General features: G+C 65.3%; 14 protein-coding genes. 7 read left to right on the top strand and 7 right to left on the bottom strand.

The genetic code is table 11. The annotated features are described in order from the left end of the window. Positions 1-8: 8 nt before the first annotated feature. Entirely contained in the window at positions 9-3,983 is a 3,975-nt protein-coding gene (locus ACIBTM_RS16115) for an Eco57I restriction-modification methylase domain-containing protein (protein WP_395877315.1), read from the bottom strand. Further along, positions 3,983-7,168, bottom strand: a complete 3,186-nt coding sequence (gene drmD, locus ACIBTM_RS16110) for a DISARM system SNF2-like helicase DrmD (protein ID WP_395877313.1) — start codon at positions 7,166-7,168, stop codon at positions 3,983-3,985. Before drmD ends, ACIBTM_RS16115 begins: the two co-directional genes overlap by 1 nt. Before the next feature lie 111 nt (positions 7,169-7,279). Here drmD and ACIBTM_RS16105 point away from each other — a divergent pair, with 111 nt between their 5' ends. After that, positions 7,280-9,367, top strand: a complete 2,088-nt coding sequence (locus tag ACIBTM_RS16105) for a UvrD-helicase domain-containing protein (RefSeq protein ID WP_395877311.1) — start codon at positions 7,280-7,282, stop codon at positions 9,365-9,367. Here the strand turns inward: ACIBTM_RS16105 and ACIBTM_RS16100 are convergent. After that, the gene (locus tag ACIBTM_RS16100) at positions 9,348-9,653 is read right to left on the bottom strand and encodes a DUF6204 family protein (protein WP_395877309.1); all 306 of its coding nucleotides are present in this window, start codon (positions 9,651-9,653) and stop codon (positions 9,348-9,350) included. The two genes, ACIBTM_RS16105 and ACIBTM_RS16100, sit on opposite strands and share 20 nt — an antisense overlap. A gap of 180 nt (positions 9,654-9,833) precedes the next feature. On the opposite strand from ACIBTM_RS16100, the gene ACIBTM_RS16095 reads away from it, so the two are divergent. Then, entirely contained in the window at positions 9,834-10,493 is a 660-nt protein-coding gene (locus ACIBTM_RS16095) for a hypothetical protein (RefSeq protein WP_395877307.1), read from the top strand. Positions 10,494-10,605: 112 nt separating this feature from the next. Next, positions 10,606-11,241 (top strand): SRPBCC family protein, encoded by a 636-nt coding sequence (locus ACIBTM_RS16090; RefSeq protein WP_395877305.1) that lies wholly within the window; start codon positions 10,606-10,608, stop codon positions 11,239-11,241. Here ACIBTM_RS16090 and ACIBTM_RS16085 read toward each other — a convergent pair. The 3 genes from ACIBTM_RS16085 to ACIBTM_RS16075 form a co-directional block, all read right to left on the bottom strand. Beyond that, on the bottom strand, positions 11,217-11,957 hold the full coding sequence (locus tag ACIBTM_RS16085; protein WP_395877303.1) for an HNH endonuclease: 741 nt from the start codon (positions 11,955-11,957) through the stop codon (positions 11,217-11,219). The genes ACIBTM_RS16090 and ACIBTM_RS16085 overlap by 25 nt on opposite strands. Continuing rightward, a complete protein-coding gene (locus ACIBTM_RS16080) occupies positions 11,954-13,141 on the bottom strand; it encodes an AAA family ATPase (protein WP_395877301.1) in 1,188 nt (395 codons plus the stop codon). The genes ACIBTM_RS16085 and ACIBTM_RS16080 overlap by 4 nt, the downstream gene beginning before the upstream one ends. 200 nt (positions 13,142-13,341) lie before the next feature. Further along, complete coding sequence (locus ACIBTM_RS16075; RefSeq protein WP_395877299.1) at positions 13,342-14,490, bottom strand: hypothetical protein; 1,149 nt, start codon at positions 14,488-14,490, stop codon at positions 13,342-13,344. Positions 14,491-14,789: 299 nt separating this feature from the next. On the opposite strand from ACIBTM_RS16075, the gene ACIBTM_RS16070 reads away from it, so the two are divergent. From ACIBTM_RS16070 to ACIBTM_RS16055, 4 genes are read left to right on the top strand one after another with little or no spacing between them, the layout of a single operon-like run. Further along, positions 14,790-15,212: a hypothetical protein gene (locus ACIBTM_RS16070; protein ID WP_395877297.1), complete on the top strand. Its 423-nt coding sequence runs from the start codon at positions 14,790-14,792 to the stop codon at positions 15,210-15,212. Further along, positions 15,212-15,826 carry a DUF3558 domain-containing protein gene (locus ACIBTM_RS16065; protein ID WP_395877295.1) on the top strand — a complete coding sequence of 205 codons (615 nt, stop codon included), beginning with the start codon at positions 15,212-15,214 and terminating at the stop codon, positions 15,824-15,826. Before ACIBTM_RS16070 ends, ACIBTM_RS16065 begins: the two co-directional genes overlap by 1 nt. Further along, a complete protein-coding gene (locus tag ACIBTM_RS16060; RefSeq protein ID WP_395877293.1) occupies positions 15,826-17,109 on the top strand; it encodes a PPE domain-containing protein in 1,284 nt (427 codons plus the stop codon). Before ACIBTM_RS16065 ends, ACIBTM_RS16060 begins: the two co-directional genes overlap by 1 nt. A 27-nt stretch (positions 17,110-17,136) precedes the next feature. Then, the gene (locus ACIBTM_RS16055) at positions 17,137-17,889 is read left to right on the top strand and encodes an ESX secretion-associated protein EspG (protein WP_395877291.1); all 753 of its coding nucleotides are present in this window, start codon (positions 17,137-17,139) and stop codon (positions 17,887-17,889) included. Here the strand turns inward: ACIBTM_RS16055 and ACIBTM_RS16050 are convergent. Next, on the bottom strand, positions 17,842-18,618 hold the full coding sequence (locus tag ACIBTM_RS16050; protein WP_395877289.1) for a helix-turn-helix domain-containing protein: 777 nt from the start codon (positions 18,616-18,618) through the stop codon (positions 17,842-17,844). The genes ACIBTM_RS16055 and ACIBTM_RS16050 overlap by 48 nt on opposite strands. Positions 18,619-18,636 lie beyond the last annotated feature (18 nt).

Genomic DNA, 18,636 nt, shown 5'->3' with positions numbered 1-18,636 from the left:
CCTGCTGCTCAGAAGAGCGTGCCGTCGGGCTGGAACAGACCATCCAGCGACGGCTGTTGCTCGACAGCCTTATTAGCGCGCTTCGGTTTGGCCTTCTTCTTGTCGTGCAAGCCCTGTCGTACTTCTTCGGCGTAGCGCTCGTGGTTGAGTTCGAGGAGCCGATCGAGGACTTCGACCTGAGCATCGGGCGCGATCGTGAACCGCGTTCCCTGCCGGGTCTGGTGGAAGCCGTGGCCTAGGTCGAGGTCGTCCCAGCCGTAGGCTTCGGCGGTGGCCAGGTCGATCTCGGTGTGGATGTCTCGCAGGCGTTGGATGTCCTCGTCGGTGACAGACTCGTTGTGCACCAGGTTGTACAGCTTGGTGAGCCCAAGCTGACGGCCCAGCATCACCGACCGCCGGAACTCGTCCAGCTCCTTGCCGACCCGATCCATCCGCTCCGTCAACTCGGGCTGCGGAAACGTCTCGAACCCATCGGAAGGCGTGTACCGCGCGTCGGTCCGCATAGTCGACTCACCCTTGGTGGTCCACCACACAAAATGCAAATTACTCGACAGCAACGTAAGACTTGCATCGCGACTTGTAATAAAAATAGCTAACTGATGAGAAAAAACCTGATCCGCCCTCACCCAGACCGGCAGCCCAGTCTTGCTTACCAATGCAATCACTAGGACCCGGTCAAGGTTGGCGATCGACTCATACAGTACCGCGGACCTCTCGGCGAACTGCCACCACCTCTCACGTCGCGACTTCCTATTATTCTTATCTCGCTCGGGCTTCACCTTTCTCTCCACAATAGAGAAGCATTCCCCATACTGTCGGGCCGCCTCAATCGGCCAGCCCTTAAAGTTGATAACCCATCTAGCCGCGGAGAAATCTGGCCTTGAATTCAGATTCTCGCCATTCAGAAACGGAAAGATGACTTCAGCGTTTCGATGGTCTCTGCCCAGCAAGATGCGGGCTTCTTCCGGAGACATTGTGAAGCCCATTCCAAGAATATTGGATCCCTGATACGAACACTCAGAGTTAACAGCAAGCCGGTAGGGGTTTCCCGAGACTCGCGATCGCGCGTTCAACGACGGAGTGATGGCATGCACCTGACGACCGTCGAGCTCAATCGACTCCCCTAACACAGTTTCCCCCAACCACACCAGGGAAACTTCGAGCGAAGCCGTACCCGGCCACCGCTGCGACTTAACTGCACGGTAAACATTTCGACCGCGCGCAACCACCTGGTCGAGTCCGACCGCGCGAGTAGCACCTTGAGCAATGGTGTTCGTCGCGATAATTCCGACCCGTCCTCCGACAGCGATATCTATATTGCGCAGCAAGAAGTACGAACAGATATCGGAGCTACCCCGCTTCCCCTGCCCTATGTGGTCGACCAGATACTCCCGCACATCGTCACCCACGGCACCGGACACAAACTGTCCACCAATAAAAGGTGGGTTGCCGACGACGGCGTCGAAGCCGCCTCTGCTCATCACTTCAGGGAACTCCAATGGCCAGTGCAGCGGCCTGATCGGCACGGCCCGGTTGCCCTTCAGCCACGAATCGACCTGCTCGCGAAGCTGCAGCTCGACAGGAGAATGCGGGTCCTCATCTTGCAGCAGCAGATCGACATCGGTGGCAACCACGTCCAACCGGCTATCGTAGGAGGCCGTCTGCCCCAGGGGCTCCGCAACCGCCGTTGACAAAGCCGCGCCGACTACCGCATCGGCGGCGACCCGAAGCTTGCGAGTCATCCACTCGGCGTTGGCGAGCTGCTCCGCCTTCTCCGCGGCGTCGCGAGCATCCTGAACAACACTCGACTCGATCTGCCTTCGCAAATCAGCCGCGTCACTGAGCACCAGATCGAGGTGCTCGTTGAGGTAGCGAAACAGGTTCGTGCTGTGCTCTGTCCCAGCCGAAGGATCCAGATGGAACGCGGCCACCTGACGATCCGACACCAGGCCGACCAGCGAGTCTCCACACCGCAACGAGTGGTTGAGGAAACCGAACGGCTTGTCCTTGGCCAGGGTCACCAACCACAGCGACAGTTTCGCCAACTCAACAGCCATGTCGTCGCGATCGACGCCGTAGAGGCAGCGAGAAGCCACCACTCGCCGTGCGGCCAGCAGCAGCCCATCGCGCTCGTCACCGGAACCGAGCAGCGAGGAGATCTCAGCAGGCACGCCGTCTCGTTCCCATGCCTGGACCACGCGTTCCGCCAGATAGCGACAGGCCGAGACAAGGAACGCGCCAGAGCCCATCGCCGGGTCGACGACGTTCAGCCGAAGCAGCTCTTCGGCAGGCTTGACTCGCCAGTCAGTCGGAGCAACGCCCTGCGCCGGACCGGGGTCATGACACAGCGGCGCTAGGGTGTGTTCGACGACTTCTTCTGCCAACTTGCGCGGCGTGTAGTGCGTGCCCGTCGAACGCCGGTCACCGACCTGCGTGAACAGCACCGAGCCGGCGGGGAAGACCGTTGGCTTGCCACGCAGGTCCGGGCGCAGCAGTCCCCAGAACGGCCGCGCCCGCTCGGCGAGTTCGTCGTTGTTGTCAAACGCAGCTCGCAGGTCGGCGAGCTGTTCGAGTGTCGGCTCCGCAGCCTGCCACTTACCGAACTGGTTCGGCGTCGCATCGCACAACGCACGGAGCGCCTCGTCATCCATTTCTCCGACTTCACGCAAGGGCAGCTCAGGCTCCGCCTTGCCGCGAAGCCCGACGTAAGGTTCCGTCACCTTCAGACAGGAGAACTCCAGGAGACCTTCGTAAACGTGACCGATCTGCTCGACACCCAACCGCGCGTAGCTGAGCGGCTCGGGAGCCTTGCCCTTGTGCTTCAACACCAGCAAGGCATCCAGGATCTCGTGGATCACCTGATCGCTGATCTCGGCCACGGACAGCCACGGATACGCGCGCGGGTTGAACAGAGATCCGCCGTATGCCGGGATTCGAAGATCCGGATGCTCACAGCCGTCGTGGATCGCAGAGAACAATGCCAGCAGCCTTGGCCAAGCCGCTCGTCGGCGATCCGCGACCTCATCGCCGTACATACTGCGTTCGATCGTCAACTGCTCATGCAACGTCGAGACGGCGTAACCCTGTGCGTAGATCGGATCGGTCACGGGAAGCAACCGTTGTTCCTCTGCCGAAAGCACGAAGACCAGCCGCATCAACACGGTCAGCGCGCCGCGATAGATATCCCGCTCAGGCACATCGGTGAGGACGGCACCGCCACTTTCCCGGTCCCGTAACGCCAGCTCAGCGACGAACAGCTCAACAGCCTGCCGAACCTGGAGCCCCAACGTGGTGGTGACATGCGTGTGCTCGTCCGTGCTGCGCGCGAAGATCCCGGCCAAGCTGGTGGAAGGCGTCCCGTCCGCCAGAGTCGGCGCCGGCAGCACACGGGTAGCCGCGCAAAGAGACGCGAACGCCCGCAGCAGCGCGGGTTCTTCCGACCACAGGTCGGCATCGAACACCGCAGTACTGGTGGTCTCGCCCGGCAGGGCATGCACCAGTACCCAGAACTGCCCGTTGGTCAGGAGCGCCAAGGGGATTCGCGTATCGCGACAGACCTGCGCGGCACGTTCGGACAACGCGGGTACTCCGCGAACTGACGCGGTCAGCGGCTCGCCGAAGGGCCTGCGATAGACGTGCATCCGGGTCGCTCCGCCGACACCCAGAGCGGCGTCCGGGCGCGTCGACCCGAACTCCGTCGCGCCGAAGCTCTCACTGAGCATCGCTGCAGGAAAACCGAGCACCTCGGTCAAGACCAGGTCCTGCCAGGCCGGTCCACGAAGATCAGGAAGCTCGGACACTTCGGTCCACGCCTGGCGGACACGGCGCAGAGTTTCCTTGGGAATGACGTCGAGCCCCTGTGGAAACACCGTCGTGAGCACCGGCAACGCCAAGAATGGCCCTTCAGGACGGACCAGCGAAAGCCACTCCGAATGCTGCTCGGCGATGGTGGGCGGGCGGGGCATCTTGGGCTTGGCCGTCATCACATGCCTCCCTTGATGAGCGACGCCGGCACAAGGAACTCGACGGCGGCCGGGAACCAACGGGCAACCGGATCGGCGTAGCGCCGGCGTAGCGCAGCACTCTCGTCCTCGCGCTGGTCCGGGATCATCTCCAACCTGTTGATCAACGAATCATGATCAGTATGCAGCTGATCACGTTCGGCCTGGTCGAGGAGACTGAACAGGCTGCCCTGCTGCCACTGATCGGTCGCGTCGAGGGCATCCCGGATCGACTGTGCCAGCTCATCGAGCACAGCGCCGATCCCAGCGACCTCCTCGTCACAACGTTTACGTAGCAACGCTTCCATACTCCGCGTCCGGTCCGCGGCCCGTCGGGAAAGCAGTTTGGCGAGTGGATCGGACAGCCCCGGCCAGAGCTCGGCCAACCGGGAACGGAATTGCTCGGGCACCGGCGTACTCGACGCGGCCGCAAGCCACGACGCTATATCCTCGGCGTTGGCCCGGCGAAGTTTGCCCTCGTCGATCAGCCCTCCGGCGGCCATGACTTCTTCATGCAACCGTGTCCCTTCCGCACCGGTCACGACCACCCGACCGTGGGCGACCACAGCAGGCATGAGCAACACGTCGCCGGGCACGACCCTCGCGGTGACCCTGCTGAGCTTGCTCGCGCCACTGCCCCTCGCCTGCGCCCACAGTTCCGCACGAAGGAGCCGCAGACACATCTGTACCAGTTGATGCCCGAGATGGAGCAGAACAACGTCGTCGTGTCCGGTGACGGCGTCCTGGTCGAAGGTCACCGGCCTTTCTTTGCCGGTAAGCGGGTGGTACAGCCCGGTATTGCGCGCGGCCGCCCACGCGCCGGGCAACTCCGGCAGCCGGAACACTGGTGCCGCGAACCCCTTTGGAGCCGTACCCGGTTGTAGGTCACGCCGGTGTGCCAGCCGGAGACCGGTCCGGACAACCTGCTCGACAGTGTCCGGCGTGAGGTCCAACTCGGTGCGGCTACCGGCAAGTGTCTCGGTCAGCCGCTGGAGGTCACGGGCCAGGTCGCGTTCCACTTTCAATCGCGCACGTGAAGCTCGTTTCGCGATCTCGTCGTCAACCGCCACCCATGCCGGCTCTCCCCCGAGCATTTTGCGCTCCACCTGCGCGGAGATCACGTCACCCGCACTGCCAAGGTCCTCCCGGATGCGATCGACCTTTTCCACCGCGATCCGCAAGAAGTCCAGCTCGTCCTCAAGTGATCCCTCGCTGAACGTGGTGTCCTGCCAGCCCGCGGGCACGAAATGCCGGATCTCGACCTCCGCGGCCCGCTGCCCGTGCCTATCGACGCGGCCGTTTCGCTGCTCTAGGCGATTGGGGTTCCATGGGATCTCCCAGTGCAGGACACGATGGCAGTGTCGCTGGAGGTTGATACCTTCGCTCGCCGCGTCCGTCGCGATCAAGACCCGGACCGGATCCAAATCCGGCTCGGCGGTGAACCGGTTCTTGATCTCTTCACGCTTCTGCTCGTCCTGTCCGCCGTAAAGGAGCTCCAGCTGCTCAGCCGGATAGCCAGCTGAGATCAGCCTGTCCTCCAGCCATCGCTGGGTATCGCGGTACTCGGTGAACACGATGACCCGTTCACCGTCACGTCGGACGATCGGGTCCAGCCAACCGAGTAGCTCTCGGAACTTGGTGTCGGGCCGGTCTTGCGCACCGAATGCCCAGCTCTTGAGCTCGACCAGCATGGCACGCTCGTCCGACGTCAGCGGAGGCGCACAGTTCCGCGCGGCCGTAAGTGCCGCAGCCTCGGCCTCGGTGTATGCCGCATCGTCCTCCGCGGTCTCGTCGAGTCGTTCGATCGTGGTCTGGAGAATCTGCTGGCCGCCTGCCTTCTGCTGGTCTCGCTCGCGGCCAGCCATGGTCTCCAAATGCGTCTCGACGGTCTCCGCCAGCGCCTTGGGCGACGAGAACATGCGCCGCTTCAAGAGTGTGGTGACAAAGTCAGCTGCCGACTTGGAAGCATTGTGGCCCGCCACCGTGTCCCGTCGGCTTTCCGAGTAACGCCTAAGCAAGGCATGTGCGTGGCGTTCATCCGCGGAATAGTCAAGCTCGAGGTAGTGGATCTTCCGGCCACTGAAACGGTCACTGCCGTCCCATTTCTTCGGCAGGGACCGCTTGAGCCGGCGTACCATGATCTTCGCCAGTTGTTCTTCAGCCGGTTTGACGCCTCTGGCGAATCGTTGGTCGTCGAGCATCTCCAGCAACGCGGTGAAAGACTCGAGGTATCCGTTGTGCGGAGTGGCCGACAGGAAGAGCCGATGCTCGCAATGCGGTGCGAGCGCGCGAATAGCCTTGGTCCGCAGGGAGTCGACGGCGTACTTGCCCCTCCCTGACGGCGCGCAGCTGTGCACCTCGTCGACCACGAGCAGGTCGAAAGCCCGAGGATAACGCGGCGTCACGGGTAGCACCTCGCGCAGCAAACGCATAGGACGGTCCCGCTTCAGCCAATCGACACTGACGATCAGCCGCGGATAATGCGTCCACGGGTTCACGTAGAGCCCCCGCTGCCGCCGGAGCTTCTTCAACAGATCCGCGTCGACGATCCGGAAGTCGAGGCCGAACTTCTCCCGCATCTCGTCGCGCCACTGGAACGTCAGACCGGCCGGGCAGACGATCATCATGGTGCGAGCGCGATGCCGCAGGAAGAGTTCCTGCATGACCAGCCCGGCTTCGATCGTCTTTCCCAAGCCGACATCGTCGGCGATCAGCAGATTGGTTCTCGGCATGGAAAGCGCTCGAACAACCGGGTCGAGCTGGTAGTCCTCGATCTGGATCCCGGACCTGAAGGGCGCCTGCAACGCGGTCTTGTCCGCCGAAGCGATCGCTCCCCAACGCACAGCGTGCAGAAAAGCCGCCAGCTCGGCCGGCTCGTCGAAGCCTTGGTCAGGGCTGGGCAGCACCGCCGGGTCGTGCACCGCGGCGCTGGGTTCCAGCTCCCAGACGATCCGCAGCTCCTCGTCCCGCGTGTCGTCCTCGATGCTGGCCAGCGTGACCAGGTGCGTCGCATGATCGGCGAATACGTGTGGATCGCCGCTGGTGACCTCGCTACGGACGATCTCCGCCGCGATCCACTGCCGGTTTCTCACCGTGACCAGCTGCCCGGGCGCTGGAACAGCGGTGACGGTTTCTCTACCCTGCGCCGCTTGAGCAGCCGACCCCACGTTGCCTCCCCTGAATTCGCTACAAGATCTCACACCTGGATACCATGCGTGACCGAACAGTCGTAGCCTGCGCTGGGAGCGTTACCGAGCCGAGGGGGCCAGGTGCCAAGTTTGTCGATCGCCACGGACTTTCTGAAGAACTACGCCACCTTGGAGAGGTCCGTCCAAACCGGTGTACGGAAGGCCCTGTCGACCTTCGGCGAGCACACTCACGCCGGAATCCATCTCGAGAAGCTCGAAGGTGCGCGGGATCCGCGGATCCGCACGATCAGGATCAATAGTTTCTGGCGCGGCGTGGTCCTCGCGCCCGACTCCGGCGACACCTATGTCCTCCTCGCCGTATTGCGACACGACGAGGCGATTCGATATGCGGTCGGCAAAGTGTTCACGGTGAACGAAGCGTTCGGCGTACTCGAAACCAGGGATCAGACCGCGCTCGAGCATTTCGAGCCAGTCCTTCGCGCTGACGCCTCCGCAGCCGACGAGCGCTTGTTCGGACATGTCAAGGACAAGGAGCTGATCAAGCTTGGTATCGACGCCCAGATCCTGCCTCTGGTCAGGGTAATGGTGTCGGACGCACACCTCGCTCCACTGGCCAACCTGTTGCCCGAGGCGCAGTACGAAGCGCTTGAAACGTTGGCAATGGGGTACACCGCAGACGAGGCTTGGCAACTGTTGTGTGACCGTCGATTCAACGACAAGCCCGCCGCCGAGATCGATCCAACGGATCTCAGCGCGGCTATCGAACGAATGCCTGACAAGTTCACGACCGTCTCCGGGCCGGAAGAACTCGCGGACATGCTGGCCAATCCCTTCGCACTGTGGCGCACCTACCTGCATTTTCGCCAGGAGAACGTGGCCTACCGCGCGATGTTTACTGGTCCGGCCCTGGTAACAGGTGGCGCCGGTACCGGCAAGACTGTGACCCTCGTGCACCGGGCCGCGTTTCTGGCCCGACGGCTGCATGCCGGCAAATCGACCGACATTTTGGTCACCACCTACACGAACAACCTCGCAGACGCGCTGCGGGAGCAGCTCGGGCTCCTGGTCAAGGACCAGAAGCTCCTGTCTCGAATCCGCGTGTCAACCGTCAACAGCGAGGCATATCAGATCGTTCGTCAACACGAACGCGCACATCCCAATATCATAGACGGCCGGGAGAAGAATCGACTCTGGCAAGCCGCATCCCGGCACATAGCTGGCGCGGTGTCGGCTAAGTTCCTCGAGAGCGAGTGGGAACAAGTTGTTCTCGCCCAGGGCCTGCCCGATCATGAAGCGTACCTCGCCTGCGAGCGTCGCGGACGTGGCAGACTACGTGTTCCGCGCGAGACGGTATGGACGGGCATCTCCTACTTCCTGGACCACCTAAAGGAGCAGAACCAGCGGACACATACCCAGATCGTCGCCGACGCGACTCGAATCCTGGTGTCCCAGCGGCGCACTCACTATCGGCATGTCCTGGTTGACGAGGGGCAGGATCTCCACCCGAGCCAGTGGCGGCTCCTGCGCCAACTGGTCCCAAGCCAGCCCGACGACCTGTTCATCGTCAGTGATCCCAACCAGCGGATCTATGACAACCGCGTCTCACTGAACAGCCTCGGTATCAAGGTCCGTGGACGCAGCAAACGGCTCGTCGTCAGCTACCGGACAACTCAGGAAATCCTGGACTGGGCACGGCAGCTTCTCGACAAGACCCCGGCGACCGGCCTGGACGATGAGCCTGACGGCTTGACCGGCTACCGCTCACAGCTGCATGGGCGCCGACCAGTCCCCCGCCGATTCCCCGACCGGAGGTCGGAGCTCACCGGACTCGTGGAACAAGTCCAGCAATGGCTGCAAGACGGCATCGAGCCGAATTCCATCGGAGTAGCCACCAGAACCCACGCCGGGGTACAAGAGGTACGTGAGACCCTCAAGGACGCTGGCATCGATCAAGTACGCGTCGAAACCATGCACGGGATGAAGGGGCTCGAGTTCAGGTGCGGTGCCGTTGTCGGTGTCGATTACGACACTGTGCCGCTACCAGCGGCCGTTACTTCGGCAGACGACGACCCAGTGACACACGAGCAGGATACCCAGCGTGAGCGCTGCCTACTTTTTGTAGCGACAACTAGGCAACGGGACACTCTCTATGTCTCACACGTCGGTGAGCCAAGCCCCTTCATTCCGGACACTTGGTCTAGCGGCGGCGGATCTTGATGTCGTCCATGCAGGTCGCCTTGCCCGCGACGTCGCGGTACGGATACCCCTTGGCGTCCAGCAGCTCCATGACCTTCAGTTCGGCCTCGTCGAGCACGTCGCGTTCCTCTTCGCCCCGCAGCGTGATGCGGAATGTGAACGCGCCGAGGTGTGCGCTGTAGGTGAGCAGGCCGTCCTCGGTGAACCCGATCGCCTGGTGGTCGTTCAACTCCGCAAGGAGCCGGGAGCGGGTATCGGCGTCGGGATGGTCGAACTTGCCGTTGACGAGGACGCGGTAGGTCGGCATACGCCCGAATATACAGACCTGTATCCGGATACGAATCCGAATATCCAACGGGTGCCCATGATCCACGGTCGAGTGAAACGACCGTCACGCGCGCAACGGGCGAATCCGACACGCAGATAGTGATGACAAAGGAAGAACGGCCAACCGGCTCGCTCTCCGTCACGTGAGGAGGACGTGGAAATGCGCATCACCATCGCAGGCCGGGCAGGCCTGGTCGGCGCGCTCCTGCTGGCGGGCCTCGGCGCCGGAGTGGCTCCTGCCGCCGCGTCGAACCCGGCCGGAGTGGCTTCACTCGGCTCCGCCGCCTTCACCAAGGGGACCTCGGCACCGATCTCGATCGCCTCACTCGCCGACTGCGCGGTCGAGGGACCGACGAGCAACTCTTCCGGGGTCGTGAGCAGGACCGGGATCACGTTCGGTGGCGGCACGACGACGTGCACGACCACGGTCGTCGACCCCGAGAACGACGTGACCACGACGAAGTCGGAGGCCAAGGGGCAGAACTTCGAGCTGTCGGCGCTGGTCTCGTCGAGCGGGCCGCGGATCAAGATCAGGTCCTACTCGGTCAGCTGCACGGCGACCCAGACCAGCACGAACGCGAGCTGGACCTACGGCGGCGCGACCGGGCTCGGCACCCTGCCGTCGCCGGTGCCGGTCGGCTACGTCAAGCCGATCACCAAGTCCAACGGCACGCTGCTCGCCGAAGCGATCTTCAACGAACAGACCTTGCCGGGCAACGGCAGCATCGGGCTGACCATGCTGCGGATCAAGTTCGCCCCGGCCTCGAACATCACCGGCGAAGTGGTCATCGGGCGCACCGCCTGCTCCCCCACTCCGTAAGCCATCCCGCCGGGAAAGGGGCGTCCGGAACCTGCCGGGCGTCCCTTTTCCATTCTGGCTTATATAAGCCTCTGCTGATATCTTGGCGGCAGCCGAGCAGGGGAGGGCACCGATGGTCGACGTGACCAGCCAGATCGACTCCGTCCAGCGCAAACTGGGCAAACGCGTGATCGAAGCGGGCGAGGCGGTGACGGCGACCGTCAGCCAGGTCTACGACACCGGCCTCGACGACCTCTGGGACGCCTGCACCAATCCCGACCGCATCCCGCGCTGGTTCCTGCCGGTCAGCGGCGACCTGCGCGTCGGCGGCAAGTACCAGCTCGAAGGCAACGCGGGCGGGACGGTCGAACGCTGCGACCCGCCGAAGAGCTTCGCCGCGACCTGGGAGTACGGCGGAGACGTCAGCTGGATCGAACTCCGGCTGACGCCCGAAGCCGACGGGCGTACCCGGTTCGAACTCGACCACACCGCCGTCCCCAACGAGCACTGGACCCAGTTCGGGCCGGGCGCCGTGGGCATCGGCTGGGACATGATGCTGAACGGGCTCGCGCTCCACCTCGAATCCGGCGAAGCCGCCGATCCCGAGGCGGCCATGGCCTGGATGACCAGCGAAGAAGGCGTGCGGTTCATGACGCTGAGCAACGAGGCCTGGTACGAGGCCGACGTCGCCAATGGGACGGACGCGCCCACCGCCCGCACCCGCGCCGACGCCACCTTGGCCGCCTACACCGCGCCGCCGGAGAGCTGAAGATCTTCGGCGAGTTCCGGGGCGCGAAGCAGGTCGATGAGTTCGTCGTCCGCCCGGAACACGGCGCGGGCTCCCGGCATCCCCGCCTGGCGGAGCATCGCGTGAAGGACGTCGGCGTGCGGCTGGTCGAGCAGGGTCCAGACCATCGCGCGCCGCTTCGCCTCGTCCCCCAGTTCGCGCGCGGTCCACCAGCCCAGGACGAGCGCGCTCACCTGGTTGACCGCGGTTTCCCGCCCTCGCGCCAATTGCGCGCGGTTCAGCCCGCACACCTTGATGGTCTGTTCGCCTTTTTCGGTCAGTGCGCGGTAGGTCCCGATCGACAGCACCAGGAACAGGTGCTCCAGCGGATCTTCGGCGGTCGGATCGACGAGCAGGCTGTTGCCGTCTTCGTCCACCGGGAACAGGTCGCGTTTGTGGTGGCTGTTGCAGTACTCGCAGGCGAGCACGTGATTGAGCCAGTCGAAAGCGCGTCCCGGGTTCCTCGCGATCGGCTCGAAATGGTCCACAGTGGACCCGAGGCCGTCTCCGCAGTACATGCAGTAGCCGCGGCCGGCGGCCATGACGTCCAGCCCGGCCCGCAAAGAACGCCGTACGGCACGGGAAATCCGCCAGAGTCGCCGGGCTTCTTTCGTGTCACCAGGAGGGATCCGCGCGGTCAGCTCTTCGAGATCGGCCACCACCTGGCCCGGCAGCGCGATCCGGCGGATCCCGATCACCGATCGTCGGCCTCGAACCGCCTGGCCACCTCGTCGACCCGGCTCGGTGGTGAACTGCTCAGCATGCCGCGCAGGCGTTCCCATTCCCGGACGCCGTTCGCGTCCGCCCGGCCGGAGGCCACCTGGAATTCGAGCTCGGCGAGATGCTCCCGCAGTTCGACCGCTTGCGGCGAGTAAGGCGTGTCCAAGCCGAAAAGATCGGACAGCACCGCGTCGTCCCCGGAGCCGAACACGACCCGCTCGTACAGTTCCGCGGAAACCACGCGCGGCGGGACCTCCTCGTCGGGCCCGGAAAGCCGGATGAGCCCGCCGGGGTCGGCCGCCTGGCAGACGTAGGGGCTGTGCGTGGTGACGATGAACTGGATCCGCGGGAAATGCGCCTTGAACCACGGCCCCATGCGTTTCTGCCACGACACGTGGAGATGCGCGTCGACCTCGTCGATGATCACGACGCCGGGGCTCTCGTGGTCGAGACCCGCGCTGTCGAGCTGCTTGAGCAGGTCGACCACGAGCGCCGTCACCGTTCGGTAGCCGTCGCTCATCTCGCGCAGCGGGAACCGGTCGCCCCGGTACTCGACCCAGAGCCCGTCCGAATCGACGTCCCGGATCCGGTAACCGCCCGGCAGGAGACCGTCCCCGAGGATCTCCAACGCCTTGTCCTTCAGTTCACGCGCACCCGCTTTTCCTTCCAGGGCACGGAGATGCTGGTTGATCAGCCAGGTGACGCCCTCGGCGAGCGAGGCGTCTTCGTGGAACAGGCTGGCCATCCGCGCCAGCGAACCCGCGCCGCGCATCCACGACTCGGCCTCGCCGCTGCCGCCCGCGAGCCGCCGGAACGGCCCGTACGCCGCGCAGAACGGCTGGCCCGGGGGAAGTCCGGAGATCGGCAGCAGCCCGGAGTCGAGCCAGCGGACCTCGACCGGCGCCGGGCCCTCCTCGCGCATGACCGAAAGCTCGATCGACCCGGACGTCTGGTCCGTCGAGATCCAGCTGCCGGCGTCCGACAGCAGGCCCCACGCGACGTCCGGCGCCGCCGCGACCGCGATGGCGCGCAGCAACGAGGTCTTGCCGGAGCCGTTGCGCCCGGCGAGGACCACCCAGCCGGGGCCGGGCAGCCGAAGGTCGACGGCGCGGGCGCCGCTGAAGCCGCGGATGTTCTCCAGCCGGACCCGCTCGATGTACATGAAGAGAGCTTAGTGCCTATTGGCGGAGCTGAGATGTGTCCGGAAGGGGACCATACGCGTGAACCCGCACGGCCGAAGGCCCCGCTATCGCGGTGGCAGGGCGCCCTGGCCGCGTCGGTGAGGTGGACGACCAGGCAGCGTCCTGCCGACGTCGATCGCGGTCGCGGGTTCACCAGCAGACACCTACGACGGTGTGGACGTCACCTGGGCCCCCGAAAGTGGGTCGCCATCACGAAATCCATCACAGCGTGCGCCTTGCCGACGTCCACGTCCGAAACGGCCTTCGAGCGGTCCCAGTCTTCGATCCCCCTCTCTTGCTCGGGCGATATCCGCAGCCGGACATGCCCGCGGACGTCGAGGTTCCCGATCGGCGAGGCGTAAATGGCGAACTCGCGGTCGTCCCGCGAACGGAACGTGACCCCAGGGCTCTCGCCGAACGTGATCAGCTGATGGTCTTTGTAGGTCTTGTTCGGGTCCGCGTGCCACTCCCCCGGCGCGCCGCCGTTCGCGGTGGCACCGGCCTCGATCTGCAGACGGTGTTTCGGCTCGACGAAGTAGCATGACCCCGGCGTGGCGATCGGCGCGAAGTCCGGGCCGAACGCCATCCGGACCGCGTCGCGGAAGACCGCGCATTCGACGTTCGGATCGGCGGCGCCGGCGGCGATGATCCGCTCGGCGCCGGTCGGCACTTCTACCTCGACCGCCGGATCGCAGGTCTCCCCCTTGGCGGTGGCAACCCAGTCCGCGCAGGCCCCGACCCGGGCGCTGTCCTGACCATCCGGTGGGTAGACGAGGTCGCGACGCAGTTTCGCGGCGCCCGCGGTGGCGAAGTCGCGGAGGAGATCGCAGTTCTTGCTGCGGGTCATCCCGAGTTCGAATCTGACCGCGCGCTGGAAACTCACCGGCACCGTGATCGCACAGCTGTCGATCCTGCCCTCGCGCCGGGTCTCTTCCTGATAGCCCTTCACCCCGCCCAAGTCGACGACGGCTCCGTCGACCCGGTGGAGAACCAGGTGATCCGGGTCCACGTCCTCGGCGTAGATGAGGGGTTCGTAACCATCACGGACGAGGGTGCACATCTTCCTGCCGTACTTCACCTTGGGCTCGCGTGTGACGGGGCGGGTGTCACCTCCTTTCCTGCGGTCGTAGGCGGCCAGGTCGATCAACTCGCAGAAATCCAGCGCCGCGAGCGCCGCACCGACGGCCCCTTCGTCGCGATCCGCAGGACGCGGTTGCTTCGGCTGCCATTTCGGAAACTGCGGTGGCGGAGGGGGCGTATCCACGGTTTCCGCACAAGCCGTCAGCAGGCCGAGGAGTACTGCGCCGAGAATCACTCTTCGAAACTTCATTACGCAGAGTATGCGAATTCGGCACGTGTTCTACCAGGTCGAACCCCATTTCCTGGAGCACGTTCACACGATCGGTTTTCACGGATAGTCACCGGGTTCGCCTCGGCTATTCAGCCGGGAACGTGGCTTTATGCAGTCGGGTTCACCGGCCCGGGAACCCTGGTAATCTTCCCGGCGTCGGATTACGCAGGGTGCATCGGGGAGACGCGCCTTGTAGCCACGGGAGGGGCACATGACGACGGTGACTTCGGGGCGGCTTCGGCCATTCAGCGAGGAACGGTTCGGCGCTGCGGGGGTGCATGGCCGTGCCTGAGGGGTCTCCGGTCTACCAACCTGGCTTCGACCCGGGCTCGGTCTGCAAGGCTCCGCCCACTGGGGGCTCCTACGGGACGCCTGTCGCGGAAGGCGCGGGGTTCAAGTACGACGAGGCGACGCTGCATGAGCTGGTGAAGGAGTGGCGCGACCTGGCAGTGGAGTACAAGAACGATCTGATCGATGCGAACAGGATCGCCCTTGCCCAGCCTCCTGGCCTGGAGTACGCAAGCGGGGACAACGCCTCGATAACCCGCCAGTCAGGCGCAGCGCTCGTTGCAGCGCTCAACCAGCGCATCGCCTACTGCGAGAACATGGCGAACAAGTACGTGACCGCGCTCGGCAAGTACGCCACAGCGGAAGAGCACGCCACCACAGTCCTCAACCAACAGCCGAAAGGCATCGCCTGATGCGTCGAACAGCTCTCGTAATCGGCGCCGTCGCGCTTACAGTCTGCGCTTGCTCGTCCCCTCGTACAGGTGGCACGCCTACACCCACCGGCAATGGAACGAGCCCTAGCCACTCGAACTCGGCTAGCGCGCCCCCAGACGTGCCCAAGGTCGAAAGCCCGATCGACCTGGCGAGGTTCAAGCAGGCCCCCTGCAGCGCCCTCACCAAACCTCAGGTCGGGGAACTGCTAGGCGCGACGCCGGATGGCGAGGCACGGGAGGGCACAGCAGGGCCTGCCTGCACATGGGTCGTCCCTTCGACGACCCGGCCGTTGATCAGCGTGGTTTTCAGCAACACACAGGACAGCGGAACAGCGAAGATCTACGCGGCCAAGGGCAAGTCCTATCAACTCGTGGAGCCGCTCAAACCCGTTGACGGCTATCCGTTGACCGCATACGGCATCACAGACGAGCGATCCGTGGGCCGATGCTCGGCGGCTTTGGGAACTAGCGAGACGGAAACGATCGGTATCGCTGCCGAGCAGTCTGAAGCCAACGTCGGCAAGAAAGACCCCTGCGACGTCGCACGTGAAGCCGCGATCAGGGTGCTGGCCACCATCCGAGGGGGCAACTGATGCCAGCAGGACCGCTCACGGCCACCCAGATCTACGAACAGATCACGGGTGGCGAAGGTCCCGGATCGCTGTCCGATGCGCAGCGAAGTGGCCACAACCTGACCCAGCGGCACCACGACCGGGCGCAGCGGCTCGCCGCGCTTGCCCAGAAGACCCTGGCGGGTTGGCAGGGCGGGGCCAGCATGGCGGCGGCCGACGCGACGGTGCCGGTCGTCGAGGCGGCGGCGGACGACGTGACGCACCTGACGCGGGCTCAGACCGCCATCAGCTCCCAGATGGACGCGTTCGGCACGGCCAAGAACTCGGTCAAGCCGGTTCCGCCCGAACAGCCCGCCCCGACCGCCGAGGACGTCAAGGCTGTCATGGGTGGTGGACTGGTCGGTTACTGGAGCAGGGTCCAGGGGTACCAGGCCGACAGCCAGCACAACATCGACACCTTCGCGTCTTACCATTCCGCCAGCACCGCCAACGGTGACGAGCTGCCCGCTCAGTACGCGCAGCTCACCGATCCCGGCGGCAGCGTCACCTTGGACGAGGGCGGCGCCGGGAAGCCCGCGGCGAAGGGATTCGGCGACGGCTCCGACGGACGCGAGCACGGTACTGGCGAGCCCTACCGAGGACCGAGCGGACCCAGTGGGCCCAGTGGGCCCAGCGGCCCCAGCACGCCGAGTGGACCCGGCGGGCCGAACACCCCAGCGCCCGACAGCGGCCCCCAACCGGGACAAGGCCTCCAGCCGGGTCAGTACCCGGGCCCGCACCAGCCAGGCGCGCAGCAGCCGGACGACGGGACCCGCGCGAATTCGTACACGCCGCCCCAGACCACGCCGGTCGTACCGCCGGCGGCGAACCTCGACTTCGGGCCGACCGGCAAGCCGAACCCCGTGTACAACACGCCTGGCGCCTTCCCGCCCGGGTACGGACCCGGGACGAGCGGCCCCGGCGTCTACGGCCCCGGAGGCAGGCCGCCGGGGGCGACAGGCGGGCCCGGCGGGGCAGGCAGGCCCGGCGGGGCAGGGCAGCAGCCCGGTATGGGTGGCCGAAGCGGCGCCGGGATGCCGGGCGAGGCCGTGGGTGGCCGCGGTACGGCGGGAGCGGCAGGCGCCGCCGGTCGTGGCGGAGCGAACGGCATGCCGATGGGAGCGGGCACGGGTCGCGGCGGGAAGGGCGAGGAGGACAAGGAGAAGAAGGCTCCGGCGTACCTCCAGAACCCGGATCCCGACGAGACCTTCGGCGGCTACATCGAAAAGCCGACGCCGCCGGTGATCGGCGAGAAGAAGAAGTAGCACCACAGTCCCAGGGGAGGGAGACACGTGGTGCTCGGGCGCCCGGTCGAGATCACGCTCGACACACTGTTGACCGCGTTCCGTCACGCCGGTTGCGGAGATCCGCATCTGATCTTCGCGGGCGGGCTGCGGTACATCCCGCCGTCGTCGCGGAACGGCGAAGACCGGGCGGCGTTCGAGGAGCTCGGTGGGCTCGGGTTCACCGAGGGCAAGCGGCTGACCAGCGACTTCGAGGACGTCCTGCACATACTCGACCGGCCGAACACCGAGTACTACGCGACGGTTCGCACGGAGGCGGAGCAGTACAGCGTGCTCGTCGCCGTGCGCGGGCGCGCCGCGGTGACGGCGATCTGCGAAGGAAACCGGGTGTGGCTGAAAGGCGTGCGGACCGCCGACCGCGCGGCCGCGCTCGTGATGAACCTGCCCGAGTATCCGCCGGCGCGGTTCGCCCCGTTCTCCTTGCCCCAGGACGATTTCAACGGTGACGGCGGGGGCGGCCTCTACGACGAGCCCGCGTCTCGAAGCCGGGAAGCCCGGCAACTGGACGAGGTGTTCGAGCAGCCCTATTTCGGCGTCGGGTTCTTCGCCGCGGCCATACGTCCCGACGGGGGAAGACGCACGGAGGCCACGGACGACCTGACGTACCTTGACCTCGACGCCGGACGGGTGGCCATGCACGTAAGCGGTTCTCCCCGGAACCGGTACATCACCGTCCTCCCCGGAGAACCCGCGTTACTGGCGCAAAAGGTCGCCGCGCTGCGGGCGAGCCTGGACCACTGACTCGATCAGGCGCACCGACCGCACCGGATCGAGCGCGACAGCGTCCACAGTGGACTGGACATAGGGTGCGACATCGCCGGGCCGGTGCAAGAACAACCCGGTTCCCCGATGTTTCAAGTAGACCAACGGCCGCGCAGGACCGAATTCCAGCAGAACGTAGTCGCCGCCGGGATACGCTCCGGCGGCGAAGGGGATGACCCGGAGTTCGACGGTGGGCCGTTCGGCCATCGCGACGAGATGCTGGAGCTGATTCGTCATCACTCGTGGCCCACCCACCTGGCGACGCAGCACCGCTTCGTCGATGTAGGCGACAAGCCTCTTCTGGCCCAGCACCGCGACGGAGGAGTTCGTAGCCCTCGCGTAGGCAGGTGTCCGGAGCAGATCAGGGACCAGCGTGGTCCCGAACGCGACGATCTTGCTGGCCTCCTTTTGGTACTGCGCAAGCGTTTCCCGTTGAAGGGCCACGTCAGCGAACCATCGGGTCCCGCTGTCGCGAGCCAACGAGAGCAGCGCCTCTCGACGCTCCCCCGTAACCTGATAGACGGCGAGCAGCGCCGACACGTCTTCGACCGACGCCGTGCGCAGGCCGGTTTCGATCCGGCTGATCGTCGACTGGGACCACGCCAGTTTGCCTGCCACTTCGGTCGCGGCCAGTCTGGCGGCCTTCCGGGCGACTCGAAGTGCCTCGGCGAGCGCTCTCGTCTGGGGTGTGGGCTTCGGCTTCGGCATCGCGAGCAACCTGCCCGG

The organism is Amycolatopsis sp. NPDC049868 (assembly GCF_044461365.1).
In the GTDB taxonomy this organism is placed as follows: domain Bacteria; phylum Actinomycetota; class Actinomycetes; order Mycobacteriales; family Pseudonocardiaceae; genus Amycolatopsis.
Note: the sequence above shows the minus strand (reverse complement) of the source record. Positions and strands in the feature narration are given on the sequence as shown.